Annotated in this window: 22 protein-coding genes and 2 pseudogenes; 21 read left to right on the forward strand and 3 right to left on the reverse strand. The window is 60.0% G+C overall.

Annotated features, from left to right (window positions below):
* Nucleotides 1-19: 19 nt before the first annotated feature.
* The 13 genes from D3227_RS26190 (at nt 20) to D3227_RS26245 (ending at nt 13,400) form a co-directional block, all read left to right on the forward strand.
* Nucleotides 20-1,114 (forward strand): ABC transporter ATP-binding protein, encoded by a 1,095-nt coding sequence (locus D3227_RS26190; RefSeq protein WP_120017171.1) that lies wholly within the window; start codon nt 20-22, stop codon nt 1,112-1,114.
* 116 nt (nt 1,115-1,230) lie between these two features.
* Complete coding sequence (gene dapA, locus D3227_RS26195; RefSeq protein ID WP_167480849.1) at nt 1,231-2,133, forward strand: 4-hydroxy-tetrahydrodipicolinate synthase; 903 nt, start codon at nt 1,231-1,233, stop codon at nt 2,131-2,133.
* A 59-nt stretch (nt 2,134-2,192) separates the two neighbouring features.
* Nucleotides 2,193-3,614: an FAD-binding oxidoreductase gene (locus D3227_RS26200; RefSeq protein ID WP_120017173.1), complete on the forward strand. Its 1,422-nt coding sequence runs from the start codon at nt 2,193-2,195 to the stop codon at nt 3,612-3,614.
* A gap of 238 nt (nt 3,615-3,852) precedes the next feature.
* Entirely contained in the window at nt 3,853-4,632 is a 780-nt protein-coding gene (locus D3227_RS26205) for a substrate-binding periplasmic protein (protein ID WP_120017174.1), read from the forward strand.
* 63 nt (nt 4,633-4,695) lie between these two features.
* The gene (locus D3227_RS26210) at nt 4,696-5,601 is read left to right on the forward strand and encodes a dihydrodipicolinate synthase family protein (protein ID WP_120017175.1); all 906 of its coding nucleotides are present in this window, start codon (nt 4,696-4,698) and stop codon (nt 5,599-5,601) included.
* Nucleotides 5,602-5,612: 11 nt separating this feature from the next.
* Entirely contained in the window at nt 5,613-6,329 is a 717-nt protein-coding gene (locus D3227_RS26215) for an amino acid ABC transporter permease (protein ID WP_120017176.1), read from the forward strand.
* 3 nt (nt 6,330-6,332) lie between these two features.
* A complete protein-coding gene (locus D3227_RS26220; RefSeq protein ID WP_120017177.1) occupies nt 6,333-7,154 on the forward strand; it encodes an amino acid ABC transporter ATP-binding protein in 822 nt (273 codons plus the stop codon).
* A 78-nt stretch (nt 7,155-7,232) separates the two neighbouring features.
* Nucleotides 7,233-9,287: a hydantoinase/oxoprolinase family protein gene (locus D3227_RS26225; protein ID WP_120017178.1), complete on the forward strand. Its 2,055-nt coding sequence runs from the start codon at nt 7,233-7,235 to the stop codon at nt 9,285-9,287.
* Nucleotides 9,277-10,953 carry a hydantoinase B/oxoprolinase family protein gene (locus D3227_RS26230; RefSeq protein ID WP_120017179.1) on the forward strand — a complete coding sequence of 559 codons (1,677 nt, stop codon included), beginning with the start codon at nt 9,277-9,279 and terminating at the stop codon, nt 10,951-10,953. Before D3227_RS26225 ends, D3227_RS26230 begins: the two co-directional genes overlap by 11 nt.
* A gap of 27 nt (nt 10,954-10,980) precedes the next feature.
* On the forward strand, nt 10,981-11,673 hold the full coding sequence (locus D3227_RS43850; protein ID WP_281034955.1) for an alpha-hydroxy acid oxidase: 693 nt from the start codon (nt 10,981-10,983) through the stop codon (nt 11,671-11,673).
* Nucleotides 11,670-12,113 carry an alpha-hydroxy acid oxidase gene (locus tag D3227_RS43855; RefSeq protein WP_281034956.1) on the forward strand — a complete coding sequence of 148 codons (444 nt, stop codon included), beginning with the start codon at nt 11,670-11,672 and terminating at the stop codon, nt 12,111-12,113. Before D3227_RS43850 ends, D3227_RS43855 begins: the two co-directional genes overlap by 4 nt.
* A complete protein-coding gene (locus tag D3227_RS26240) occupies nt 12,110-12,286 on the forward strand; it encodes a trimethylamine methyltransferase family protein (RefSeq protein ID WP_245451889.1) in 177 nt (58 codons plus the stop codon). The genes D3227_RS43855 and D3227_RS26240 overlap by 4 nt, the downstream gene beginning before the upstream one ends.
* A 4-nt stretch (nt 12,287-12,290) precedes the next feature.
* Nucleotides 12,291-13,400 (forward strand): mandelate racemase/muconate lactonizing enzyme family protein, encoded by a 1,110-nt coding sequence (locus D3227_RS26245; RefSeq protein ID WP_120017233.1) that lies wholly within the window; start codon nt 12,291-12,293, stop codon nt 13,398-13,400.
* A gap of 546 nt (nt 13,401-13,946) precedes the next feature.
* Here D3227_RS26245 and D3227_RS26250 read toward each other — a convergent pair.
* Nucleotides 13,947-15,875 carry an adenylate/guanylate cyclase domain-containing protein gene (locus D3227_RS26250; RefSeq protein WP_120017234.1) on the reverse strand — a complete coding sequence of 643 codons (1,929 nt, stop codon included), beginning with the start codon at nt 15,873-15,875 and terminating at the stop codon, nt 13,947-13,949.
* Nucleotides 15,876-16,014: 139 nt separating this feature from the next.
* Here D3227_RS26250 and D3227_RS26255 point away from each other — a divergent pair, with 139 nt between their 5' ends.
* Together D3227_RS26255 and D3227_RS26260 are read left to right on the forward strand one after the other, a co-directional pair.
* Complete coding sequence (locus D3227_RS26255) at nt 16,015-16,332, forward strand: MAPEG family protein (protein ID WP_208646438.1); 318 nt, start codon at nt 16,015-16,017, stop codon at nt 16,330-16,332.
* Between the two features lie 140 nt (nt 16,333-16,472).
* Nucleotides 16,473-18,641, forward strand: a complete 2,169-nt coding sequence (locus tag D3227_RS26260) for a tetratricopeptide repeat protein (protein ID WP_120017180.1) — start codon at nt 16,473-16,475, stop codon at nt 18,639-18,641.
* Between the two features lie 747 nt (nt 18,642-19,388).
* On the opposite strand, the gene D3227_RS26270 is transcribed toward D3227_RS26260, so the two are convergent.
* Complete coding sequence (locus D3227_RS26270) at nt 19,389-19,598, reverse strand: hypothetical protein (RefSeq protein WP_120017181.1); 210 nt, start codon at nt 19,596-19,598, stop codon at nt 19,389-19,391.
* Nucleotides 19,599-20,436: 838 nt separating this feature from the next.
* Between D3227_RS26270 and D3227_RS26280 the strand changes: the two are divergent.
* The 4 genes and pseudogenes from D3227_RS26280 to D3227_RS26295 all read left to right on the forward strand — a co-directional run.
* Nucleotides 20,437-20,684, forward strand: a pseudogene (locus tag D3227_RS26280) ((2Fe-2S)-binding protein); the annotation flags it as partial.
* Nucleotides 20,684-20,875, forward strand: a complete 192-nt coding sequence (locus tag D3227_RS44375; protein WP_120017182.1) for a hypothetical protein — start codon at nt 20,684-20,686, stop codon at nt 20,873-20,875. The pseudogene D3227_RS26280 and the gene D3227_RS44375, both read left to right, overlap by 1 nt.
* Before the next feature lie 91 nt (nt 20,876-20,966).
* Nucleotides 20,967-21,047 (forward strand): annotated as a pseudogene (locus D3227_RS44380) (hypothetical protein); the annotation flags it as partial.
* Nucleotides 21,048-21,260: 213 nt separating this feature from the next.
* Nucleotides 21,261-21,758, forward strand: a complete 498-nt coding sequence (locus D3227_RS26295; RefSeq protein WP_120017236.1) for an EF-hand domain-containing protein — start codon at nt 21,261-21,263, stop codon at nt 21,756-21,758.
* A gap of 378 nt (nt 21,759-22,136) precedes the next feature.
* Here the strand turns inward: D3227_RS26295 and D3227_RS26300 are convergent, their stop codons facing one another.
* On the reverse strand, nt 22,137-23,006 hold the full coding sequence (locus tag D3227_RS26300; RefSeq protein WP_120017183.1) for a LysR family transcriptional regulator: 870 nt from the start codon (nt 23,004-23,006) through the stop codon (nt 22,137-22,139).
* Between the two features lie 233 nt (nt 23,007-23,239).
* Here D3227_RS26300 and D3227_RS26305 point away from each other — a divergent pair, with 233 nt between their 5' ends.
* Both D3227_RS26305 and D3227_RS26320 read left to right on the forward strand, forming a co-directional pair.
* Nucleotides 23,240-23,395, forward strand: coding sequence for a YjiS-like domain-containing protein (locus D3227_RS26305; RefSeq protein ID WP_120017184.1), 156 nt, complete (start codon nt 23,240-23,242; stop codon nt 23,393-23,395).
* 880 nt (nt 23,396-24,275) lie between these two features.
* Nucleotides 24,276-25,121 (forward strand): ABC transporter permease, encoded by an 846-nt coding sequence (locus D3227_RS26320; RefSeq protein ID WP_167480850.1) that lies wholly within the window; start codon nt 24,276-24,278, stop codon nt 25,119-25,121.
* The last annotated feature ends 1 nt before the right edge of the window (nt 25,122 follow it).

Raw genomic sequence — 25,122 nt, forward strand, 5'->3', positions numbered from 1 at the left:
ATGCGCCAAGGAAGAACTTATGGCTGATCTTGAACAGAGCATGATTGAATTGCAGGAAGTCTCGAAGCAATTCGGCGCGACCTTCGCATTGCGGCCGACGACGCTTGCGGTCAAGAAGGGCGAATTCCTGACGCTGCTCGGTCCATCCGGATCTGGAAAGAGCACGCTCCTGAACCTCATCTCGGGTGGATATTCGTCGAGCTCCGGCAGGATATTGCTGAACGGCAGCGACATTACCGATGCCCCTCCGCGCAAGCGCGGCATCGGCATGGTGTTTCAGAACTACGCGCTCATGCCGCACATGACCGCATTCGACAACGTCGCCTATCCGCTCAGGGTCCGGGGCTATTCCAAGGATGACATCAAGGCCAAGGTGACCGACGCGTTGAAACGCGTCGGTCTGTCGGGTTTCGAGAACAGAAAGCCGAAGCAACTGTCCGGCGGCCAGCAGCAGCGCGTCGGCATCGCCCGCTGCATCGTTTACTCGCCGTCCATCATCATGATGGACGAGCCGCTGGGCGCGCTCGACAAAAACCTGCGCGAGCAGATGCAGGACGAGATCAAAACCCTTCACCGCGAAATCGGGACCACCTTCATCTACGTGACGCATGATCAGGAAGAAGCCCTGAACATGTCGGATCGGATCTGCCTCATGAACAATGGCGCGATCGTCCAGCTGGGAACGCCGGACGAATTGTATTTTCGCCCGATCAACCGGTTTGCCGCGCAGTTCATTGGCGAGTCCAATCTCCTGGCCGGGACTGTCGAAGCAAACGGCAAACTTCGCATCGCGACGGGCTATTGCCTTGCAATGCCGGCATCGCGAAAGGTGACGCAGGGAGAACAATGCGAAGCGATGCTTCGGCCCGAGAGAATCCGTATCGCCGGGACCGATCAGCGCGATGCTTCAACAACGACGGCAACCGCGGCCGGCAAGGTGGTCAGTGTTTCATTTATCGGCAGCATGACGACCTTGGCCGTCCAACTGCCGGACGGCACGATCCTCAAGCTGAAATCGACATCGCTTCCTTCGCAGAGCAGATACAGGATCGGTGACCCCATCGAGTTGCGATGGGAGCCTGAGGATCTGGTCGTCCTGCAGAACGAGAAATGACGGCCATGGCCCATGGCTCGTCTTCGGAACGTCCTCGCGCAGATGCGTCCAGCAGGGATGACCGTCCCGGTTTTGAGGCAACGCCCTCTAGAGATTTGTAGTTGTTGGAGAATCCAGTGAATATCAAAAGCCTTTCCGGAATTGTCACTGCTACTCCGACGCCCATCAAGAACGGAAGCGTCGATGTCGAGTCCGTCAGGGACCTCGCTCGATATCTCGTCGCCCAGGGGACGTCGGCGCTCGCGCCGATCGGCGGAACTGGCGAGTATGTGTCGCTTGGCGACAGCCAGAAACTCGAGATGGTGCGTTGTACCGTAGAGGCGGTCGATGGCGCCGTGCCGACGATTGCCGGATTGATCGCACCCGGCCTGGGCGAGGCGATCGACGCCGGCAAGCGCATCCTCCGTGCGGGGGCGGACGGTCTGCTCGTCACCACGCCGTTCTACGTTCGCCCGACGCAGGAGGGGATTGTCGAATACTTCAAGGCGCTTTCCGATACGCTCGATGCAGACCTGGTTCTTTACGAATTTCCTTACCGCACCGGGGTCTCGTTGACTGCCGAAACCGTCCAGAAACTCGGCGAGACAACGCGGATCATGGCGATGAAGGCGTGCAATGCCGATACAGGCCTGCAGATGCGCGTGATCGAGGCTGCTGGCGACAAGATCTCCATCCTGTCTGGCGACGAGGATGTGTACCCGTTGCACATCGCTGCTGGCGCTCGAGGCGGGCTGATCGCCTCCTCCTGCATTGTGCCGCGGATCTGGCACAAGATCACTGCGTTGGTCCTGGCGAATGAGCTGAACCAGGCGCTGGAGCTTCACGCCAAGATCCGTCCGTTCCTGAAGCTTCTGTTTTCCGAACACAATCCGGTGCCGCTGAAAGCCGCTTTGAAGATACTCGGACGACCCTGCGGCGAGCCGCTGCTGCCGCTGCTCAACGCAAGTGCAGAGACCGAGGCGCAACTCTCCAAAATGCTTCCTGAAATTCTGGCCCTGGAAGCGTCGATGGTCGCCTGATCGCAGCAGGGCACGGTTGCTCAGACAGGCAGCGTTTTCTTTCCTGGGATGTGAAGCAAATGGACGTCGATAGTCGGGTACTGGCCGAGTTCGAGGCACAGCTTGGCCCCAAATTCGTCAAGACAGGCGCGGATGCGGAAGGCTATCTTGAGGATTTCTGGGGCCGGGCCCGCGGCAAGGCCCTGTGTGTCGTGCTTCCGGGAAGCACGCTGGAAGTCTCGGCAGTGCTCTCCATTTGCCGCAAGCACAAGATAGCCGTCTTCCCGCAGGGCGGAAATACGAGCACCTGCCTGGGTGCGGTACCGGACGCATCCGGCCGATCCGTCGTGCTGTCCTTGCGTCGCATGAACCGGATCATTTCGGTGGACCCGACGAACGGATCGATCACGGCGGAGGCCGGATGCATCCTCGCCGATATCCAGAAGGCCGCGAGCGATGTCGACAGATTTTTTCCGTTGAGCCTCGGCGCGGAAGGAAGCTGTCAGATCGGCGGAAATGTGTCCACGAACGCCGGCGGTACGAGCGTGCTCCGATACGGCAATACGCGCGACCTCGTGCTCGGCATGGAAGTTGTCCTTCCGGACGGCCAGATCTGGAACGGCCTGCGCACGCTCAGAAAGAACAATACCGGCTATGACCTAAAGCATCTCTTCATCGGGGCGGAGGGTTCGCTCGGCGTCATCACCGCCGTATCGCTGAAATTGTTCCCGAGCCTGGCGCCGATCACGGCCGCGCTGATAGCTTTCGAGGACATAGGCAACCTGCCGGCGATTACCGAACCGCTTCGGCGTACGTTCGACAGCTCCATTGTCGCGATGGAGCTCCTGTCGGGCAGCGAAGTTCGTATCGTTAAGCAGATGCTGCCGGACGTGACCTTTCCCTTCGATGAAAGCAATAGCTGGCTTCTCCTGGTCGATATTGCCTCCGACGAGCCGGCAAGCGTCGGCGACCGGCTCCAGAACACAATTGGGGACGCGGTGGAAACAGGTCGGATCACCGACGTTGTCGTCACCGTCAACGAAAGCCAGAGAGCGACGATCTGGCGTTTGAGGCACAGCCTTACCGAAGCTCACAAAAAATACGGCATGGGGATGTCGCACGACATCGCCGTTCCGCTGGCGCAGATCCCGCATTTCATCGAGGCCGCCAAACTCAAGGTGGAGGAAGCCTTCCCCGCTGCGGAAATCGCGGTCGTTGGCCATGTCGGCGACGGCAACCTTCATTACAACGTGATTTTCGAGAAGTTCCGCTGGGACGGCATCCAGAACCAGGCGGAAACGCGCAAGGACGTTTTCAAGTCAATTTATGACATTGCCGCGGAGATGGACGGCACGTTCAGCGCCGAGCACGGCATAGGGGCGCTCCATGTCGAGGAGATGAAAGCCTACAAGCCTGCCGTCGAGCTGGAGATGATGAAGGGGATCAAGGCGCTGCTGGACCCCGACAACATAATGAATCCGGGACGCGTTCTTCCTGTCTGAAGAGAGGCTTCCGCCTGCAACGGCGAGGCGCGATGTCGCCGCGTAAGTCTATGAAATGTCTATACTTCGCGTTTGATTTGCAGAGCGTTCGCATGCCGCATTCCGCGAGCGGACCTGCTCGTTTTGAAAGACCTTTGTTGTCGGTTCCCAGCCGCATTCCGGTGTCACGCCCAACACACAAAGGGTGTTGACATATTTTTCAGTATACAGATATTATACTGAAACTAAGGGGACGGAAATGAAAATCAGAAAATTGATCGCCGCATCATTGTTCGCATGTGTCGCCGCTGGCGTTGCCGACGCTCAGGAAAGACCCACTCATCTGAAGATCGGCACTTCGCTGACCCAGATGCCTTGGGGCTTCTACGACGAGGACCAGAAGCCGACCGGCGTGGACGTTGCCCTTTGCGGTGCAATTGCACAGCAGATCGGCGCGACCGCTGAATTCATCAGCCTCGACTTCAAGGGTCTGATTCCGGCACTCCAGGCCGGCCGCTTCGACATGGTCTGTGCCGCCATGTACATCACGCCGGAGCGCGAGAAGACCATCGCGATGGTGCCGTACATCAAGGCCAGCCAGACGGTGGTGACCAAGAAGACCTCGACTATCGAAGGTCTCGACGGTCTTTGCGGCCATTCCGTGAGCGTGCTCCAAGGCTCCGGTTCGCTGAAAGTTTTGCAGCAGACCAGTGCAACGTGCGAAGCTGGTGGTAAGCCGGCGGTGACGATCCAGGCGTTCGACACGCAGCCCGTCGCGATCCGCGCTCTTGAAAACGACAGCGTCGATGGCTTCATCGCCACGGATGCTCTCATCTCCTTCTACATGACGAAGAACGACAGCCTGAAGAAGGTTGCAACCGGCATCAGCCCGAACCTGCTCGGCATCGGGTTCCAAACGGAAAACGCATCGCTCGCCAAGCTCGTGGCCGAGAGCCTCGCCACGATGAAGGCGAATGGTTCCTACGACGCCATCCTGAAGAAGTGGGGCATCGAGAGCGCCGCTTTGGATGCCAAGTGAAGTGATCTTTCGGCAGGCGACCTCGTCGTCGCCTCCGGCTCGCGCCCAACAAAAAGGTAAGTCATGAAAAGCGAACTCAAAGGAATTCTCAGTGCGATCCTGACGCCGTTCGGCAAGGGTGGAACGGCCATCGACGAACGCGCCTATGCGCAGCTGATCAGATCCCAACTGGATGCCGGTATTCATGGGATCGTGGCGAGTGGTTCGACGGGCGAACACCCGGCTCTGACCGTCGCCGAGCGCAAGCGTTTGTTCGAAATCGCAATCGAGACGGCGTCCGGAAAGATGGACGTCATCGCGCATGTCGGATCCAACAATGTCCGGGACGCTCTCGATCTGGCCCGGCATGCCCGCAATGTCGGCGTCGATCAGATGCTGGTCGTTACGCCTTACTTCGACAGGCTGAAGTTCGCGGAAGTCCAGAAATTCCTCGACAAGATCGCCGGGATCGCCGGTGGACCGATCATCTATTACGACACGCCGTCCATCACCGGTCTCGATATCTCGGAAGAGCAGATGGTGGTTCTGAAGCGCGACGGTCTGGTTTCGCACATCAAGGACAGCCCCGCGAGCTTTACGAGAACGATGCGGATGCTGTCGAACCCCGAAGCGCCAACCGTTCTCGCAGGTTCCGACCCGGCGCTCCTGGCGGTTCTGGCGCATGGCGCGCCCGGCTCCATCATTGGCGCCTCGACGTTCATCCCCGAACTCTGCGTAGAGCTTTACGACAGGATCGCCGTCGACAAGGATCTGCCGAGCGCGCTTGAAGTCTGGGCCAGGCTTTGGCCGATCCTGAATTTCATGCTGTTGAATGGCTACGTTCCGCTTGCCAAGGCCGGCTCGGCGCTTCGCGGCTTGCCTCTGGGCGATCCTCGCGAACCGATGACACCCACGCCCGCGGACCTTCGCGACCGTCTGAAGAGCATACTCGACAAGGCCGGCGTGAAGACATTGGCGATTGCCGCTTAAGGAGGCCTGTCATGTCGGTCTGGGATTGGTCAGTATTTTTTCACAACCTGGTGAATCCGACCATCCTGAGCGGACTATGGACGACGATCTGGCTGACCTTGTTGACATTGGCACTTGCCATCATGCTCGGAGCGCTTGTCGCGTTGGTCGGCCGGATCGACCATCTGCTGACGCGGGGCTTCTACCAGGGTTATGTCGCTTTCTTTCGGGCGACGCCGCCCCTTGTCCAGCTGGTTTTTCTCTATAGCGCCTTGCCTCAGATGGGCATCAGGCTCTCCGTCGTTGAGGCAGCGATCATCGGTCTGATGCTGTCCGAGAGCCCTTATGTGGCGGAGATCGTCCGCTCATCTTTGTCGGCCGTGCCGGTGGCGCAATGGGAGGCGTCGAAAGCCATCGGTATGCGCCCGGTGACGATCATGCGATGGATCATCTTCCCGCAGGCACTCCGGATCGCGGTCCCGCCGCTTGGCAATGAATTCGTCCGGCAGCTCAAGAACACATCGCTCGTATCGGTCATTTCGATGACGGAGTTGTTTCGCGCGACGGACAATCTCACCCAGGCGAACTTCCGTGTCCTGGAGGCGCTCTCCGTGGCGACCATCTACTACCTCGGCGCGACCACGATCTGGACGTTGCTGCAGAATGCATTCGAAAGGCGCAACTCGCGCTGGTTCGCGGATGCAGGCAAGGTGGAGACCCAGCCGCTTGCAAAAACGGCGGCGGCATAGGTCATGGCGGCAGGACTCTACAATGCGAACGCCTTTTTACAGCTTCGCGATGTCGTGAAGCACTACGGGACCTATGTTGCGCTGAAGGGCGTTTCGCTCTCCGTGGAAAAGGGCCAGGCCGTTGCGCTGATCGGCCCGAGCGGCTCGGGCAAAAGCACGCTGCTCCGCTGCATCAACACGCTTGAAACAATCTCTTCCGGCACAATCAAAGTGGGCGATGAGGAGATCGGAGCCGAAACGACTGCTTCGGGCCGGCGCCAGCACAGCGCGAAAGTGCTCGCCCGTCAGCGCGAAGATATCGGCATGGTGTTTCAGAGCTTCAATCTGTTCCCTCACATGACCGCGCTTGAAAATGTGACGTCGGGACCGAGACTGGTCAGAGGCCACCCGGCCAGTGCCGCGCACAAAAAAGGAATGGAGCTTCTGCATCGGGTCGGTTTGGGAGACAAGGCAGGCAGTTTCCCGCGTCAACTTTCCGGCGGCCAGCAACAACGCGTTGCCATTGCGCGCGCCCTGGCAATGGAACCCAAAATCATGCTTTTCGACGAACCGACATCGGCTCTGGATCCGGAGACGGTCCAGGAAGTCTTGAATGTCATTCGCGAAGTTCGCGACACCGGCATGACGATGTTGATCGCCACGCACGAAATGGACTTCGCGCGCCATGTGTCGGACAGGGCGATCTTCATGGAAGCGGGACACATCGTCGAGCAGGGTGTTTCGAGCAAAGTCCTGTTTTCACCAGAAACCGAGAGATGCCGGCGCTTCCTCGCGGGCCTGACCGGGAGCGTGAAGGGCGCCGCGTTTTCGTGCGCTCCGCAATAGATTTATCCGACGAACCTGCCCGTTCAGAAGCACTTCTGCGACCGAATATGGCTGTCATCAAAAGTGAGAGAATTAGGAATGGCTGACTGGATTGTCGGCGTGGATGTCGGTGGAACATTCACGGACTTTTCCGCACGTGACCTTCGCACCGGCACGGTCCATATCCACAAGCGGCCGTCGACCCCGGATGATCCGTCAAGGGCGATCCTCGAAGGTTTGAAGGAGCTGCAGCAGAAGACCCGGATTTCCGGCGAGGACATCGCGCGATTTGCGCATGGCACCACGGTGGCGACCAATGCCCTGTTGCAGCGCAAAGGCGCGACCGTCCGGCTGATAACCACAAGAGGCTTTCGGGATCTGGTCGAGATCGGCCGCCAGGTCCGGCCCCTGATCTACGATTTGCAGGAAGATGCGCCGGCGCCGTTGGTTTCGCGATCAAACCGGCTGGAAGTGTCGGAACGCATTGGCTCGCGTGGCGAGATCATCACCGAGCTGACCGAAGCGGAGATAGCGCGGCTGATTGCCGATCTGCAGGCAGGTCCGAAGGTGGAAAGCATCGCGATCTGCCTGCTTTTCTCGTTCCTCAACCCCGTGCATGAACAGCGCATTGCCGCAGCAATCCGCGCCGAAATCCCCGACGTATTCGTGTCGATTTCGAGCGAGGTCCAGCCGGAGTTCCGCGAATATGAGCGCTTCTCGACGACGCTGATCAACGCCTTCCTGCAGCCCGAGGTTGGCCGCTACATGGAGCGGTTGAAAGGTGCCATAGCCCTGGTGGCGCCGAATGCGAAGTTCGGCATATTCCAGTCGAGCGGCGGCCTGATGTCGATCGACAAGGCGCTGGAATTTCCCGTGCGTACCGCTCTGTCGGGTCCGGCAGCCGGAGCGGTCGGAGCCGCCGCGGCCGGTGGAAAATCGGCGGTAGGCGATATAGTCACCCTGGATATCGGCGGGACCAGCACGGACGTATGCCTCATTCGCAGCGGCCAGATGGAAATCGCCCATGTTCGCGACATAGCCGGTTTCCGTATCCGCTTGCCGATGGTCGATATCCATACCGTTGGGGCCGGCGGCGGCTCGATAGCCCATATCGGACCTGACGGCCTGATGAAGGTCGGGCCGGAAAGCGCCGGCGCCGTCCCGGGACCGGCATGCTATTGCAAGGGTGGCGTCAAGCCGACCGTCTCCGATGCCAATGTCGTCCTGGGCCGGTTGCCGGCTTCGCTAGCCGGCGGCGGAATGATCATTGACCGGGACAAGGCAGTGGAGGCGGTACGCACCATCGCCGATCCGTTGGGGATCTCCGTGGTCAAGGCGGCGCTGGGGATATGCGGTGTCGTCTCGTCCAACATGACGCGGGCAATCCGTGCGGTCTCGACACAAAAGGGCCATGACCCGCGTGATTTCGCGCTTATGCCTTTTGGCGGAGCGGGAGGCCTGCATGCCGCCGATGTCGCAAGATCGCTGGGTATCCGGCGCATTCTCGTCCCGACGGCACCGGGTATCCTGTGCGCAGAAGGGCTAATCGAGGCGGATCTGCAGGAGAACTTCGTGTTTACCTGCCGGACGCCGCTGAATGGTTCGCTGTCGGCCATCGAGGCGGCCGTGAAGCAGCTGGACGAGCAGGCGCAACAGTGGATCGCCACCGAAGCACGGGGCGCTGAAGGCGCATATCGCCTGCTGACGCTGGACATGCGTTATGTCGGACAGAACTATGAGCTTCCCGTTACGCTCGGCCAGCCGGGAGAAACTCCGGACCTGCCCGGTACCGATGCGCTGAAAGACGCATTCTTCGAGGCGCATCAGCGAAGCTATGGCCATGTCGACCGTGATGCGCCGATCGAAATCATGAATGTGCGCATGAAGGCCGTCGCCCGGCTGAGCCAGGTGGCGCCGGTGTCGGAATTGCCGGTGGGCCCGGCAAAGGCGTCGGAACATCACGACGTCTGGTTCGACGAGAAGACGCCTGTTTCGACCCCGATCTATCCGCGCAGCACCCTCGAGGCCGGCATCCGGATACAGGGGCCTGCGATCATCACGCAATTCGACACCACGACCGTGGTGCCGCCCTGGGCCAGCCTGACGGTGGACCCGGCGCTGAGCCTCATTCTGGAGATCGACGATGCTCAATAAGATCGGGCTCGACCCCATCGCGCTTGAAATCAGCTGGAACGGCTTGAAGTCGGTCACCGACGAATGCTTCCTGACCATCATGCGGAGCGCCTTTTCGACCAATATCAAGGAGCGCCACGACCATTCGACGGCGATTGCCGATGCGCAGGGTCGGCTGATCGTCCAGGCGGAATACGCTCTGCCGATCCATCTGGCATCGATGGCGGGGCTGATGACATGCATCATCGAGCAATACGGCGACACCATCGCGCCGGGCGATATCTTCATCGGCAATGACCCGCATGTGGCGGGCGGTACGCATCTGCCCGACATCAACCTCGCAATGCCGGTCTTCGCGCAAGGGCGCCTGGTCGGCTTCGTCGCCAACATCGTCCATCATGCGGATGTCGGTGGCGCAGCGGTCGGCTCGATGTCCGGCGGACTTGACGAAATCTACAAGGAGGGCCTGCGCATCCCGATCGTGCGCCTCTACAGCAAGGGGGTGCTGCAGGACGATTTGATGCGGTTGCTGCTTTTGAACATGCGGCTTCCCGAAGAGCGCAAAGGCGATCTGAACGCCCAGATCGCGGCGGCGCGACTGGGCGAGCGACGCCTGCAGGAATTCATGGCGCGCAACGGCGCAGCCCATCTGGAAGCCGTTTTCGACGATATCGTTCGCCGCACCAACCTGCGGATGCGCAATGCCATCGCACAGCTGCCGGACGGCGATTATGCCTTTTCCGACGTGATGGATGACGACGGTGCCGGCACCGAAGACATCAGGATCAATCTGGTGATCCACAAATCCGGCGAACGCATCATTTTCGACTTCGACGGAACGGACAAGCAGGTTCCCGGCAACTTCAACCTCACGCTGAATGCAACGCAGTCGGCCGTTTGCTTCTCGCTCAAGGCGCTCCTCGATCCGGAAGTGCCGAACAATCAGGGCATCTTCGATGCCGTCGAGATTCGTGCTCCGCTGGGTTCCTTCGTCAACTGCGTCGCGCCGGCATCGGTTGCGTTGCGCGCCAATACTTGCCAGCGCGTCGTCGATATCGTCATCGGCGCCCTGGCTCGGGCCTTGCCCGATCGGGCAATCGGCGCCGCCAATGGCGCGAATACCAGCGCGGTGTTCGCCGGCATCGATCCGCGCACGGGTAAGCAATACATCTATCTAGAAACCCTTGGCGGCGGCATGGGCGCCCGGGCGACCAAGGACGGCAAGGATGGTGTGCAGGTGAACATCACCAACACGTCGAACCTGCCGGTCGAAGCGATCGAGATCGAGTATCCGCTGCGCGTCGAGGAATATGCCCTGGTTGAGGATTCCGGCGGCGCAGGCAAATTCAGGGGTGGCCTCGGCATTCGCCGGACCATTCGCCCCGTGGATCATGATTGCGAATTCAACGGTGTCGGCGAGCGTTTCCGCAACCGGCCCTGGGGCATATTCGGTGGCGCAGCCGGCAAGACCGGCCGTTTCCTGATGCTCGGTGGCGAAGGGGGCGAGCAAAGCCTGCCGCCCAAGGCAACCGGCGTCCGCCTGACGTCGCGGATGGCCGCGGTCATCGAAACGCCCGGTGCGGGAGGCTATGGCTTGCCGCAGGAACGCAGCGAGGTCCTGCTGCGTGAGGACATCGAAAGCGGCAAGTTCTCCCCGGAGTTCATTGCAGCCAACTACAAGAAGTAAAACTCTCGACAGGGAGAGAATGGCATCATGCGTCAGTTGCTGAATGCCAGAGATTACCGGGAGGCGGCACGCCGGCGTCTCCCGCGTTCCTTGTTCGAATATATCGATCGCGGCACGGAAGACGAGCTTGCTCTTTCTGTACTGCGCCGCAGTCTCGACGCAATTCAGCTGATGCCGCGCATGCTCACAGGTCACGCCGAGCGCGACCTGAAGACATTGGTGCTCGGCCAGCAGACCGCAATGCTGGTCATCATAGCGCCAACGGCCCTTGCCGGTCTGGTGTCGCATGGTGGAGAGGTGAAGCTCGCCCGGGCCGCGGCACGCGCGAATATTCCCGTCTGCATTTCGACCCAGTCGGTGACCACCATCGAAGAGGTGCGCGACGGGGCGCCTGGTGCCTTGGTCTGGTTCCAGCTCTACATGTGGAAAGACCGCAATCTCTCCCGGCAGCTTCTGGAGCGGGTGGCCGCCAGCGGCGTGACCACGCTCGTCCTCACCGTCGATACGCCGGTGATCCCGCGGCGCGAATACAATGTCCGCAACGGCTTCTCGATTCCACTGCGATATACGGTTCGCGCCGGTGTCGACGTGATGATGCATCCCCGGTGGATGTTCGGCGTGCTCTTGCGCTATCTGACGACCACCGGCATGCCGACCTATGGCCACTACCCCAAGGAATTCGCAGCGCGATTATCAGGCCTTCGGTCGCGGACGCGGTGAAGCTCGAAAACCAACTGAACTGGTATGATGTGCGCCAGCTCCGGCAGTGGTGGAAGGGCGAACTCGTCATCAAGGGCATTCTCAGTGTCGAGGATGCCCGCAAATCCCGTGAGATTGGAACGGACGGTATCGTCGTGTCCGCGCATGGCGGTCGAAATATCGATTGCGCACCGACGCCCGCCAAAGTTCTTCCCGGCATCGTGGATGCGGTCGGCCAGAAAATCGAGATCTTGGCGGATAGTGGTGTTATGCGCGGCAGCGACGTTCTAAAATATGTCTCGCTTGGCGCGAAGTCAGTGATGCTGGGCCGACTTCCTTTGTGGGGACTGGCATCCGCCGGTGAACCCAGAGCGGACGCCGTGCTCGAGATGATGAGGACCGAAATCGACATCACTCTCGCCATGCTTGGCGCTCAAACTCCGCGGGAGTTGCAGTCTTGAAGGTCGGGTCCATCGAGCAGTGGAAGGCCGAGGGCGCCATGGATGCGCGACGGCTCTTGGCGGAGTACGAGGAGCCAAAGCTCGATGAAGCCAAAGACGAAGAACTGCGCGCCTACATCGATCGACGCTCGCGTGAGATTCCGGCTGTCGACGCACTCAATGAGGACCACTAATCAAATGCGCATTCGCTCCATCAACGTATACCGGGCGCTCCTGCCGGTCAAAGGCGGCGCGTATCGCATGGCGAGCGATACGGTTCAGAATCTCGATAGCACACTTGTTGAGGTAACCACTGAAGATGGACTGACTGGCTGGGGGGAGACTTGCCCCGTCGGACCGGTCTATCAAGCACACCACGCCTTGGGTGCCCGCGCCGCAATAGCCGAGATCGCCCCCGGCCTGATTGGCGAGCAGACCCAGTCGGTGCGTCATCTCGCCAAGCGAATGGATGAGCGTCTAACCGGCCATGGCTACGCCAAGGCGGCGCTCGACATAGCCTTGCTCGACATCATTGGCCAACGCCTGGGCGTTCCGGTTTCGACTCTGCTGGGCGGCGCGCTTACTGACCGAGTGCCCTCCTACTACTCCACCATTGTCGGCACTCCCGATGAGACTGCGCGTATCGCGGCCGACAAGGTCAAGGCGGGTTACCCGCGTCTCCAGATCAAGATCGGTGGCCACAATCTCGAACAGGACGTCGCAACCGTGCATAAGGTATGGGAGGCTGTTGGCTTCAAGGCCCGCTTGGCGGTGGACGGCAATCGCGGTTTGACCGTAGTGTCGGCCCTTCACTTCGACCGGCTCTGCCAATCCATTCCGTTCGTGTTCGAGCAGCCATGCAACAGCATGGAAGAGATCGTAACTCTCAAAGGCAGGCTTACCCATCCCGTCTATCTGGACGAGAACACCGAAGACCTGAATGCGGTATTGCGGGCGATCTCAGCGGGCATCGCGGACGGTTTTGGCCTCAAAGTCACTCGCCTCGGCGGGCTGACCAAAATGATGATCGTTCGCGACATGTGTTCAATCCGATCGTTGCCGCACACCTGTGACGACGCGTGGGGCGGCGACATAATCGCTGCGGCCTGCACGCATCTTGCATCGACAGTCGAGCCAAGTCGCTTTGAAGGCGCCTGGATTGCGCAAGAATACATTGATGGGCACTACGACAATACGAACCCTGTGGTCATAGAAAACGGCCATATCGCCGTGCCGCAGCGACCGGGCCTCGGGGTCAAGCCAGAAGCTGGCGTCTTTGGCGCCCCGGTAGCGAGCTATGGTTGCTGATGAACGCATCTGCCCGCATTTACGAAACCAGCAGCCGCGTCCACCCTGACGCTGCGCTTCTTGGTGCTCTTGCCCTTGCCGGCCGCGTGCCTGAGGCACGGGAGGAGGCCGGTCTTTATCTTGCGGGTAATCCAATGGAGGATCGGTGAGACGGCGGCGAATTCGCCCTTTAGAGATATGAGTACTGCACAGCTCTTTGTTAATGGCTGGCGTCTGGCGGGCTTGCCAGATTAGGTGGCATTGCAAGGGGGTCGTTTTCCACGGACCTGGCAATTAATCTATGTCGAAAGAGTCAAACTTGAAGAAGCGGACCTACTGCTCCCGCCCCCATTCCTGACATAGCCGCCACTGCTCAGAATTCACTTGCTGAGCCGGCTTCCACTGTAGGGATCCTCACTTCAGCGCTTGACCTCAGCTCTTCGTTCGTTAGCGGGAGCTTCGCGCGGCGTCACAACCATATGCGTCATAGCGTCCAATCCTCTGCGACAGCGGCCCGCCAATACCGGGGCGATCAGCGGCTCACATCTCCCTTTGCGCCGAGCTGTACTATGGCTGCCCGAGAGGCTGCGCCTCCCCCGCCTCGCACTCCGGCAGCCGCACAGGTTTGGCGAGTTTCGCCAGCACCTCGGGCTTGGCGCAAGCCGGAAAGCCGGCGAGCGGCATTGTTTCAACAAACCGGCTGCGCTCTTTAGTGCTCAAGCCGACTTCATTAATCATGCTCTCGACGGTCAGGTCCGGGTACTGGTTGAGAGTTTCCCTAACCGAAGCCTTCGCCTCATCCATTCGACCCAGAGCCGCGAGGGAGCTGCTAAGCACCACCCACTTCCACTTGTCGTAGTTGTTAGGCGTCATGCGCTCCAGCATCTTCAACGCGTCCTCATACCGGCCGGCCATAAAATAGGCAGGGGCGAAGAAGTTGGACGTCCACATCGGGTAGTTCGGGTCGAGCCGCATCACTTGATCGACCATCTGAGCGCCGCGTTCGGGTTCACCGAAGCGTGCCGCATAGCCGGTATAGAATGTCAGGATTTCGGACGAACCGGGAGCAAGACGAAGGGCCGTGTCCAGCTCAGCCTTGGCGCGAGCGATGTCGCCCTTGTTGCTGAGGCTCATACCAAACACGGCGTGTGCCTCAGCGTCACTTGGATCGAGCCGCACCGCGCGTTCGGCCACATCGGCAGCCGCCTTGATCTCGCTCTCGGGATTGATACCGAAGCCAGCCAATATAACGTGAGCATGATAAAGTTCTACCCAGGCGCGGGCCAGTCCGGGGTCCAGCTCGACGGCGCGGTTGAGAAGCGCGATGGCCTCCTCCTCATCCGCTATGGTGATCTCTTCAATCTTCTCGGTCCCGAGCAGATAATAATCATAAGCATTCAGGTTTTCAGGTCGTTTACGTTTGGCCGCGGCCCGCCCGGCCGCCTGAATCAACCCTACGCCGCCGCCCAGACGGTTGGTGACTTGCTCTGCAATCTCGGTCTGGACGGCGAACACATCCTCAGCGGGCCGGTCCCAACGATCCGACCAAAGATGGTTGCCGGTTTGTGCATCGATCAACTGCGCGGTGACCCGCACCCGCCCGTTTTGTCGCTGGATAGAGCCTTCCAGTACGAAGCCGACATGGAGCGCACTTGCGACCTGGCGGGCATCCACCGGCTTGCCTTTGTAAACTTCCGTCGAATTCCGGGCCACGACCTCAAGTTCGGGAAACCGCGCGAGGTCGGTGATGATATCCTCAGTCAAGCCATCGGCCAAACGACCGGTGACCTCGTCGTCGCCATAATTATTGAAGGGCAGCACCGCGACCGACGGCTTGGCCCCCAGCGGCGCGGGCTGAAAGAACCACCAGGTCCCTCCACCCGCCAGAGCCAGCACCACGAGGGCCGCCGCAGCCGTCCTGGTCCAGCGCGGCATCGCCTTGCGTAAGGTCCAGCGCACCCGCTTGCCATCAAGCCTGAGCCGGTACATCCGCACGGGGCGGTTGATATTCTTGACTTGCTGCTCGCCAACGAAATCGAGTGGCCAATCAAGCTTGCCCTGCAAATGGTCGTAGGCCGTACCTGACACCACTACCCCGCCCGGCTCAGCAAGCTGCTCTATGCGAGCGGCGATATTGACGCCGTCGCCATACACATCGCCATCCACCAGCGCCACATCGCCAAGATTTATCCCGATGCGGAACACAATCCGCTCATGCTCCGGCAATCCACCATTGCGAGCGGCCACAGCTTTTTGAATTTCGGCTGCGCAGATCACCGCATCGACCACGCTGTCGAAGACGACAAGTGCGCCATCTCCTAACAGCTTGACAATTCGACCCTGGTGCAGAGCGATCGCCGTATCGGTTACGTCGGCCCGGACAGCTTTCAGGCGTCCGATGGTGCCAGCTTCGTCAATCTCGATCGCCTTTGAATAGCCGACCATATCCGCTGCAAGGATCGCCAGCAGTTTCCGGTTCAATGGAGGGACGATCATCATCCGGCCCCGGACCCAACATGGCTAAAATGGTACACCTAACGCAGCGCCCTGACGAGAGGCCCGCCCCGCTAACGCTGGACGTAAGGGTCGGCTTTCTTGCCCTGGGCACTGGGCCTGCTGATCGTAATGGAAATCAGTGATCTCGGGACAAGTCGCGGCAAACGGCTTTACGCCAGATAACGCAGCACTCTCCCCCTTCATGCAGAGGTTGGCCCGAGCCCACGCCAACTGCATAGAAGGGCTTCCAATCTTCGGAGGTCTGCTCGGGGTCGCGATCATTATTTCAAAGACAGATGTCACGGATCCCCTGGCCTCCACGCTGTTAGGCGCACGGATAGTGCAGTCGGTGATCCACCTCGTCTCGACCAACCAACTCGCGGTCAGTCTCAGGTTCACCGCGTTCGCCGTGCAAATGGTGATTGGTGCGTATTGGTGCTGGGTGCTGTTGATCTGAAGAGTGGCGAAACCCCCGTTTCTACGAACTCCTTACGCGACGGCTTTTGCTGGATCCGGCTCACGGCGGACGCTGGTGAGGTCAGTCGTTTCATTTCAGCGCAACCAGTTCTATAATCCGTCGGGGATGGGGCCAGATCGATGGATCGCAAGCTTTCCGCCATTCTCGCCGCCGATGTTGTTGGCTATTCCACCCAGATGGAACGCGACGAGGCCGGCACGTTCGAGCGCCTTCGTGCTGGACGCAAGGAACTGTTCGAACCCGAGATTGCCCGCCACCACGGCCACATCTTCAAGCTGATAGGCGATGGACTGCTGGCCGAATTCGGCAGCGTCGTGGACGCGGTCGAATGTGGCGTGTCGTTGCAGCGCGGCCTAGTGGAACGCAACGCCGCCGTTTCCGAAGATCATCGGATTCACGTCAGGATCGGGATCAATCTCGGCGAGGTGATTGTCGAGGGCGAGGACCGGTATGGCGAGGGCGTCAACGTCGCTGCGAGGCTTCAACAGCTAGCGGAACCTGGCGGCATTTGCGTCTCAGGAAAGGTCGCCAAAGAGGTCGAGAAGAAGTTGGCTTTCGGCTTTGAGCCGATGGGCGAACAGAAGCTGAAAAACATCGCCGAACCGGTGCAGGCATACCGGGTGCTGCTTGATCCCGCGGTGGCGGGAAAACCTAGGGATGATGTCAATCGACACCCACGCTTCTGGCGCTATCTGGCCGTCTCTGTTGGGGTCTTTGTTGTCGCAATCGGCCTTGCAGCAGCCTGGTGGCGACCGTGGGAGCCGACGATTCGGCCCGCCGCTTTGGCAGCCAACGCGAAAGCCGACGCCCGGCCATCCCTCGTCGTGCTTCCATTTGACAATCTCAGCGACGACAAGGCGCAAGGCTATCTGGCAGACGGTTTCACCGAAGACCTGACCACGGAACTTGCACGCATACCCGGCCTGTTCGTCGTGTCGCGAAACGCGGCTTCAGCGTACAAGGGCAAGGAGACCAAGCCCGCAGAGATCGCCGCAGCGCTTGGTGTCCGGTACATGCTGGAGGGCTCGATACGTCGGGTCGGCGACGACATGCGTATCAACGCTCAATTGGTCGACGGCTCGACCACCGGACATCTCTGGGCGGAACGTTTCGACGGCCAGTGGGCGGATGTCTTTGCGCTACAGGACAAGGTCGTCGCTAGCATCGCAGGCGCGCTCAAGCTCCGTCTCGTCAGCGCCCAAGGTAAGGCAGACTTCGCAGGAGGCACGCGCAACCCCGCAGCCTACGAAGCTTACCTCATGGGCATGGAAATCTATAACGGTCGCAATACTCCAGAGGAGTTTGCGCAGGCGGTGAGGTTATTCCAGCAGGCGCTGGAACTCGATCCGAATTTCGGCGCGGCGGCAGCATCGCTCGCATGGGCCTATTGGGAGATGGACGGGCCGCGGGTCAAGGCTTTGGCCGTTTCGGACATTAGCGCGCTTTACAACGTCTACAAGTACCTGGAGCAGGCGGCCAAGCATCCTTCGCCCTCCTACTATCAGCTCGTCGCCAGTTTGCTGGTTCGCGAGCACCGGTCCGATGAGGCAGTCGCGGTTATGTTCAAGGCAGTGGCGCTCGACCCGAGCGATCCCCTGAACTATGTCGGGCTGGCAGAAGCCCTGAGTTTCAATGGCAGGCCGAACGAAGCGCGCGACTATCTCGACGCGGCCAACCGTGTCGACCCAGGCGGCAATGACCATCAGCACTACCAGACCGGGCTGGCTGCATTTGGCCAGGGTCGTTTCGAGGAAGCCGTCGACTACCTTGAAAGGATCGATCTCCAATCGCCCGATCCTTGGCCGAAATTCTACGGCCTGCAGGTGTTGGTTTCGGCCTATGCACATCTGGGGCGCAGTGACCAGGTCGCCGCCTATAGCGACAGGCTAAGGAACGTTATGTTGGAACGAAAGGATGGAGGGGCAAATCAACTGGTCACGCAGAGGTATTTTGTGTTCAAGAACCCGGCTGACATCGGCCGCCTGCTGGACGGCCTGGACAAGGCCGGTTTGCCGGAGTTGCCGGAACAGCTCGATTTGGATGCGAAGGACCGGCTTACCGGTTCGGAGATCAGGTCGCTCATCCTCGGTCGTGACCTGCGCGGGGGAGGCGCATGGATAGATAAAAGGACCAGTTGGGTGCAGGAGAACTTCCTGTGCGACGCTATTCCGAGAGTTCAGACAACCTGCGGCGCGATCTTCCGTAATCCTGCCGGGACGCCGGAGCGGGGCCACGAGTATACGGCAGTTTTCCGTTTTGATCGTTTTGAGTTTTCGACCATCAAATGAGACCATTTGAGAAGTCGCGTTCCTCGGAAAAGTTAGTTGGCGCAAGCCGGACCTAGCGAGCGACAGCTTAGTTGTGGTCCTTTTTGACAGGCGAGCGAACCGCAAAACTGCCCGCAACGAGGCCGGCGCTAAGGCATTGATATTGCTGTTTTCAAAACCTGGGGATTTTTGGAGCTACTCCCCAGCTTCGGAGAATGATGGACATTCGGAGAGCAGTTTGGGGGAGAATGGCGTTTCTGTTCTCCCCGGCTTTTGGCCGCCATCCGGCAAACGCTGGTAACCAATTGATTAAGTGGTAGCGGGAGAGCGCTACCGCCTTTCCCCATACTCATCGACCTGTCGATTCAAGCTTCGTTGCTGCGGCTGAATGATGCAGATTCGGAAGTTGCTCTCGTTTTTGGCCCAAAACCGGCTCTCCCAAAGCTGACTTGGAAAAGGAAGCGCCCATCTGGCGGCTGTGAAGACCAAATGTGAACTCGGCGAGGCGCTTGACTGCCTCGACTGGTGGCAGTTGATCAAGCTCTAACTCCGGTAAGCTTCATTGAGGATCCGGCCCTAGGAGCCGTTCCTTGTCGCCGAAACGTTATTCTTCGGATCGTCCAGCCTCGTTGCCTGCCCGCATGGTTCACGTCGAACGGCTTTTCAAGCGTGTTGCCCGCGCTAGGTGGATGGTGGTGAACGGCTGTCAGTATCTGCTGGAGCGCGGCACCAATGGTCAGTCAGGCCTGTGGCGGGCCGAGGCAGTTTTCAAAGGATCTTGCTCGTGAGTTCTACAACAATCAGCGACCCGTCCGGCGACTCGCCCTCCGGTAAATGCACCACTCGCGAAACTCGTAGGTTGGCGGCGCTCCCGCCGATCGCCATTGACACGGTTTCGCCGATCCGTGGCAAGACCTGAAAGGTGACATCTTGGATGTACTGGCTGTCGTCGACCGACACGCGGCATTGCACAGACATTAGAACCTCCCAATAGCTTGCGGCCTTCGCTCTGCCGCTGTGTCGTCGTTCCACAACGTGAGTGGTTTGGCCTTGTTCCGAGGATTCCGGGCAGCCTGTCGGTACAGGCAGCTGTCTGGCCTAGCGGAGGGCACGCTAAACTAAACCGCGCGGTCTGCCTCTTCGTCCTGGCCAGCTTTCCGAGGGGTTTGCGGTCAATCTGACGGTCCGCCGATCTCTTAGCCACAGCGACTTCGTGCTTGCCAATAGATCTTCGCGAACGCCATTTTCAACAACCGCGCGGCCGTGTGCGGCAATCGCATAGTCGGCTCTGTTCGTTCGATAGTCTTCTTTTTGCGCAGACATCGTTTTCCTCCCTGTTCGCGGTCTTTTCCCTCCTTTGGCCAGTCGGAGCAACTAACTGCCGGTGCATCGCGCGTGTCTACCAATCGGCGATTGTATCAAAATGGTACACTCCGTGCTTGCACAGGGTCGCCGGAACCGCGAGGCAAGAACGCCCATGCGGACGAGGTTTTGTGTGGCTGAAACAACAGGGCGACCGGCGATCGAGGCGCGAGCAGGAGGCGCCGGTCATCCGAAGGACAGGCCCTGGAACAAAGCAAATGCAAAGCCTTGATCGAATGAGGCTTTTTTCGGAACTGCCAACTTGCTTCCCGATTATCAAAGCGAAGGGACCATGCTTCCTGAAACAGGAGATGATGATGATGAAACGGCTTCTATTCGCGTCAGCCATGATGGTCTTGCCCAGCGGTCTTGCTTTTGCTCAGTCAAGCAACACCAACACGAGCGGATCCTCCTCAACAACGACCCCGATGCCCAACACCCAGGGCACCGACTCCCGGCACCGATCCAGACAGCATTCATCGAGATGCAGGCCGCGCAGTGCGGCTATGCATCCCGGGCATGATGATGAGCGCGCAGGCGCTGCTGCAGAAAAATCCTGAACCGACCGACGGCGAGATCCGGGATGCGCTGCGGACAAATCTCTGCCGCTGCGGGACGCATATGCGGATTCTCTTGGCGATCAGGCGCGCGGGCCAACTGATGAAATCCGCCGCGGTCGAACAGATGGAAAGGGCAGGCTGATGAACGTCGCGCTCAATCGCCGAACGCTGCTCAAGGCAGGCGGCGCGCTCGTCGTTCTTTCACGATACTGCCCGGTGGCGGCTCAGGAAGCAGCGGCCCCTGCAACGTCGCCAAAACTGCCGGGCAGCCTCAACGAAAGGCGTTTTCTTGACAGCTGGATCCGCGTCGACGCGGACGCGCGGGCCAACTGATGAAATCCGCCGCGGTTGAACAGATGGAAAGGGCAGGCTGATGAACGTCGCGCTCAATCGCCGAACGCTGCTCAAGGCAGGCGGCAAGATCACCGTCTTCACCGGCAAGGCCGAGCTCGGGCAAGGCATCCGCACCGCGCTTATCCAGGTCGCGGCGGAAGAGCTTGACCTTGACAAAAAGAGTCGACGACGAATTCGAGCTGCAGTTCCTTAAAGAGATCGCGCACGGGGAACGGTCCACTCTGCGCCGGCTTCGCGCCAGCGGGCCAATTGCTTTCTCGATCGCTTCAGTCCTCTGCTGACCTATGAGGAACCATGAGAAGAGCAGCGGGTTTGACTTGATGCCGACACGTTCGGCGCATCCATCCGTCCAAAGGAGGACATGATGAGACTACCAACCGCAACTACGGCCGCTGTCGTGATGCTCACTCTGTTGGCCTCGCCAGCGCTGGGACAGACGAGCGGGACATCTACGCCATCAGCACCGGCACAAGAGCAGGGAGCCGAACAATCTCCGGGAAACGCACAGACCCAAGGTTCCATGCGCGAAATGATGCGTCAGATGATGCATGAAATGATGCAGGAAAGAATGCAAGAGGACCACACCGCCAGCGAAGAACGGCGCGGTGGCGGCCGATGGCACCGCGACTTCCGAGAGGGCTCGCCTGAAGGACGCAGGATGAGGGAACGTCGCGACGGTATGGGAGCCAGGATGATGCATGGCGCAGGGATGCGAATGATGTTTGCTACAGTGGACGCCGACGGCGATGGCGCGTTGTCGCAGAACGAGGTTCAAGATTTGGTTGGACGGATATTCAACGCGGTCGACAACAATGGCGACGGCAATGTCGACATGGAGGAAATTCAATCTTTCTTCCATTGAGCATCCGATCAGGCGCCTGAATAATCATGTCCCGGAAGGGGCGAACCTCTCCAGTCGCCAGCTTTAGCCGGGCGACGGTGCATCGATTTGCTGGCGATGCCGATGGTGTGGATGCAGGTGGGAGAGACGTCGTCTCAGGCCCGTCGCTCTCCCATCAGCCGACGCTCAGGGCTGGGGCGCGAGCACCGGCTCGCTGCCCAACGCACTCCCTGCTTGTAGCGCGCTGAGTTCCAGAGTGGGGTCCCGGAGTCGGTAGACGACTATTGGCGCTACTTGTCGCACCCGGACAACACGTCCAACGCCTGAAGGCGCCGGAGCCCCGGCAAGGACATGAGCGCAAGCATGCGGTTCACTTGGCGGCCGATCGACGCCTTAGGCTTACAGGATCGGCCTTTCGCCGCGAAACAGCGGCTGGTGCGCCCGCATCAAAGCGGCAATCCGGTCGGCGACTTTTCGTAGCAGCGGGGAGTGACGCTCCTCGTGATGGGTGACGATCCACTGGTCGGTTTCGAGTTCGGGGATAGGCCGAGCGACGCGCACCAGCCGCGGATCGCTGTCACCGACGAAGCACGGAAAGATCGAAAGGCCGGCGCCAGCGGCCACCAGTTCGCGCACCGAATGGCTGTTGTTGCCGCGCACGGCGATGCGGTCGCCATGATGGGCTTGCAGCCAGCGCGCGGAGGCAATCTTTGCCCCTTCGCCGGTGACGCCGACGAACAAGCCGGCGGCGATGCCGTTGATCAGGTGGCGTCCGGAATAAATGGCGTGAGCGACCTTGCCGCTCTGACGGCCGGCCAGCCACTGCTCGGTCGGGCGCTCGCTGCGGATGCCGATGTCGGCGGCACGGCGGCCGATGTCGACCCGATCGGTGGTGGTGACGAGCTCCACCCTTATGCCGTCATCGACCGTCCAGATCTCGCCGATATGGGCTGAAACGAAGGCCGAGGTCCATGGCCCGGCCGAGACACGGACAATGCGGTCGGGCAGGCTTCCCTCGCGCCAGCGGGTCAGCGACTGCATTGCTGCCTCGACGTCTTCGGCGCGCCGCAGCAGTTCTTCACCGACCGGGGTGAGCCGGTAGCCGGTCTGCTGACGCACGAACAGCGGTTCGCCGATCTGCTTTTCGAGCGCGGTGACGCGTCGTCCAAGGGTGGCTGCGCTGAGGCGCGTGATTCCCGTCGCTGCGCTCAAGCCACCCAGCCGCGCAACGTCGAGAAACAGCCTCAGATCGTCCCAGACGATATCCATTTTGCAGAAATGAAAAACTCCTTGCGACCGTGGCTGTAGCGCGAAGCGGCATCACACGCAAGTATGGAGGCATTGGAGGCGTTGGACAATCCTGCCTGGCGGGACAGCGAGAAGCGCCAAAGCTGGCCAAGAAGCCAGCGCTATCCTTTCGATCGGCATGTGCTTCGCGCAGATGCTTTGCGCTTTCGACCAACCCAGGCGCGCGGGCGTTCCGCGCGCCAAAGGAGACGATCATGTTGTATGAACTTCGACACCGTTTTACCCGCTGGCTTGCCTATCGCCAGACGATTGCGAGCTTGAGGCAGGTCCCGGACAGCACATTGGCGGATGCTGGCATTTCTCGCGAAGAGATCCGCGAGCGTGCCCGCCACGCCAGCCTGCTTCGTTGAAATGATGGAGAAGGGTCACGGCCGTCGAAATCGCAATACCGAACCTACGCAAGTTCCTCGGCGGCGGTGTTGCTGCGGGGCGCGGCGACGCCAAAAGGATAGATAATGCGGCCGCTGTGGCGAGAAGCGACGGGCCTGTCAGCGGGCAGACTACGCTAGCTCCGCTCAGAAATTTCTACCCAACATTCTGCCGCTCCATTAGACTTTACTAATGTCCGTTCTCTCGTTCAGCCCCAAGGTCCCTGTGAAGACCACTGCCGGTCACCGACTTCTGATCAGCAACGTACAAGCTGCGTCCAAGGAACTCCTGACATGGACCGAGCGTGGCCCGCACTGGAACCGAGCGGCACGCGTTTGCACCGCCCCTGGCTGGTAATGCGACTCCGCAGGAGGCCAGGAGGTGCTTCAGGATTGCCGCCATAGAGAATGGTCAAGGCTTGCCGGTGACCGGACTTCATGGTCTTCAACAAGCCTTACGCAGAGCCCGAAGAGCGAGACACCCTCTGCGGCGTTAACCACCTTGCAATGTCAGGTCGAATCCACGGTCACCGGGCGCTATGTCGGCAGCGTTCATCACCTTGAACCGCGAGATGCGGGAACGGCTTTGGAAGCGCGTCCAGGAGAGCCCAGGGCAGCCCCCAAATGGCATGAAGCGACCAGCGACGACATGGGTCATGCCGGGTCTGATCGGCCGCGTGAAGCACTTGCGCGGCGAGGACGATTTGCGGCACGCCTCGCTACAGGATTTTCGGGAAGAGGAGTAGGCTCCGTTCGACTACATTCGTGCGTTCCCCAGGATAGACTTCGGAGAAAGTCCTGATTGCACTGCGCGGAAATGTAGGCCTCAATGGGCCGTCAAGGAAGCAGGGACGCCATCAAAGTGTCGGTTCGGACAGACCCGCTACCTGTAATTGTTGAGACGGTGATCGATCCGTCCCGCAAGCGGCGGCTGATCGACCTTCCCGAGCTTTGGCGATATCGGGAAGTTGTATTCTTCCTGGCCTGGCGCGATTTCAAGGTCAAATACCGCCAGACTTATCTGGGCGTGCTTTGGGCAATGTTGCAGCCGCTCGTTGCCATGTCGGTCCTCAGCGTCTTCTTTGGTCGACTCGTAGGCATATCATCAAACGGGGCGCCATACCCGCTATTTGTCCTGTGTGGGCTCGTGCCATGGAATTTTTTTTCGCGCGCGGTTGGCAGCATGACGGGCAGTCTTGTCAGCAACCAGGAACTGGTGAAGCGCGTCTATTTTCCGCGTCTGATCATTCCCATCTCCGCTATAGCCGCGTGCCTGACCGATATGATCGTCGGCTTCGCTCTTTTGTTCGCCGCGCTGCTGGCATTCGGAAGCTGGCCGGCACCGCAGGTGCTCTTCCTGCCACTGTTCGTGCTAGTCATGGCAGCGTCGGCGACGGGGCTGGGAGTGGCACTATCTGCGATCAATGTCCGCTTTCGCGATGTGGGATATCTCGTGCCGTTCAGCCTCCAGATAGTTCTGTTCATGACCCCGGTTGTGTATCCGGGCAATCTCGTGCCCCACTTCTGGCGGCCGCTCTACAGCCTGAACCCTATGGTCGGGATAGTCGAAGCCGTGCGCTGGAGCGTACTGGGCACGCCCGCCGATTGGGTCATGATTTCGATATCGATCCTCTCCTCACTGGCCCTTCTCGTTGCCGGGCTGGCTATTTTCTCAAAGTCCGAACGCGCGTTTCCGGACCTGATCTGAG

The sequence above is a fragment of the Mesorhizobium waimense genome (genome assembly GCF_003601975.1).
In the GTDB taxonomy this organism is placed as follows: domain Bacteria; phylum Pseudomonadota; class Alphaproteobacteria; order Rhizobiales; family Rhizobiaceae; genus Mesorhizobium; species Mesorhizobium waimense.

Excerpts from the sequence above, each read along its gene's own strand:
- D3227_RS26190 (WP_120017171.1), top strand. The coding sequence starts at position 20 with ATGGCTGATCTTGAACAGAGCATGATTGAATTGCAGGAAGTCTCGAAG.
- D3227_RS26200 (WP_120017173.1), top strand. The coding sequence starts at position 2,193 with ATGGACGTCGATAGTCGGGTACTGGCCGAGTTCGAGGCACAGCTTGGC.
- D3227_RS26205 (WP_120017174.1), top strand. The coding sequence starts at position 3,853 with ATGAAAATCAGAAAATTGATCGCCGCATCATTGTTCGCATGTGTCGCC.
- D3227_RS26210 (WP_120017175.1), top strand. The coding sequence starts at position 4,696 with ATGAAAAGCGAACTCAAAGGAATTCTCAGTGCGATCCTGACGCCGTTC.
- D3227_RS26215 (WP_120017176.1), top strand. The coding sequence starts at position 5,613 with ATGTCGGTCTGGGATTGGTCAGTATTTTTTCACAACCTGGTGAATCCG.
- D3227_RS26220 (WP_120017177.1), top strand. The coding sequence starts at position 6,333 with ATGGCGGCAGGACTCTACAATGCGAACGCCTTTTTACAGCTTCGCGAT.
- D3227_RS26225 (WP_120017178.1), top strand. The coding sequence starts at position 7,233 with ATGGCTGACTGGATTGTCGGCGTGGATGTCGGTGGAACATTCACGGAC.
- D3227_RS26230 (WP_120017179.1), top strand. The coding sequence starts at position 9,277 with ATGCTCAATAAGATCGGGCTCGACCCCATCGCGCTTGAAATCAGCTGG.
- D3227_RS43850 (WP_281034955.1), top strand. The coding sequence starts at position 10,981 with ATGCGTCAGTTGCTGAATGCCAGAGATTACCGGGAGGCGGCACGCCGG.
- D3227_RS26245 (WP_120017233.1), top strand. The coding sequence starts at position 12,291 with ATGCGCATTCGCTCCATCAACGTATACCGGGCGCTCCTGCCGGTCAAA.
- D3227_RS26250 (WP_120017234.1), bottom strand. The coding sequence starts at position 15,875 with ATGATCGTCCCTCCATTGAACCGGAAACTGCTGGCGATCCTTGCAGCG.
- D3227_RS26260 (WP_120017180.1), top strand. The coding sequence starts at position 16,473 with ATGGATCGCAAGCTTTCCGCCATTCTCGCCGCCGATGTTGTTGGCTAT.
- D3227_RS26270 (WP_120017181.1), bottom strand. The coding sequence starts at position 19,598 with ATGTCTGTGCAATGCCGCGTGTCGGTCGACGACAGCCAGTACATCCAA.
- D3227_RS44375 (WP_120017182.1), top strand. The coding sequence starts at position 20,684 with ATGAACGTCGCGCTCAATCGCCGAACGCTGCTCAAGGCAGGCGGCGCG.
- D3227_RS26295 (WP_120017236.1), top strand. The coding sequence starts at position 21,261 with ATGAGACTACCAACCGCAACTACGGCCGCTGTCGTGATGCTCACTCTG.
- D3227_RS26300 (WP_120017183.1), bottom strand. The coding sequence starts at position 23,006 with ATGGATATCGTCTGGGACGATCTGAGGCTGTTTCTCGACGTTGCGCGG.
- D3227_RS26305 (WP_120017184.1), top strand. The coding sequence starts at position 23,240 with ATGTTGTATGAACTTCGACACCGTTTTACCCGCTGGCTTGCCTATCGC.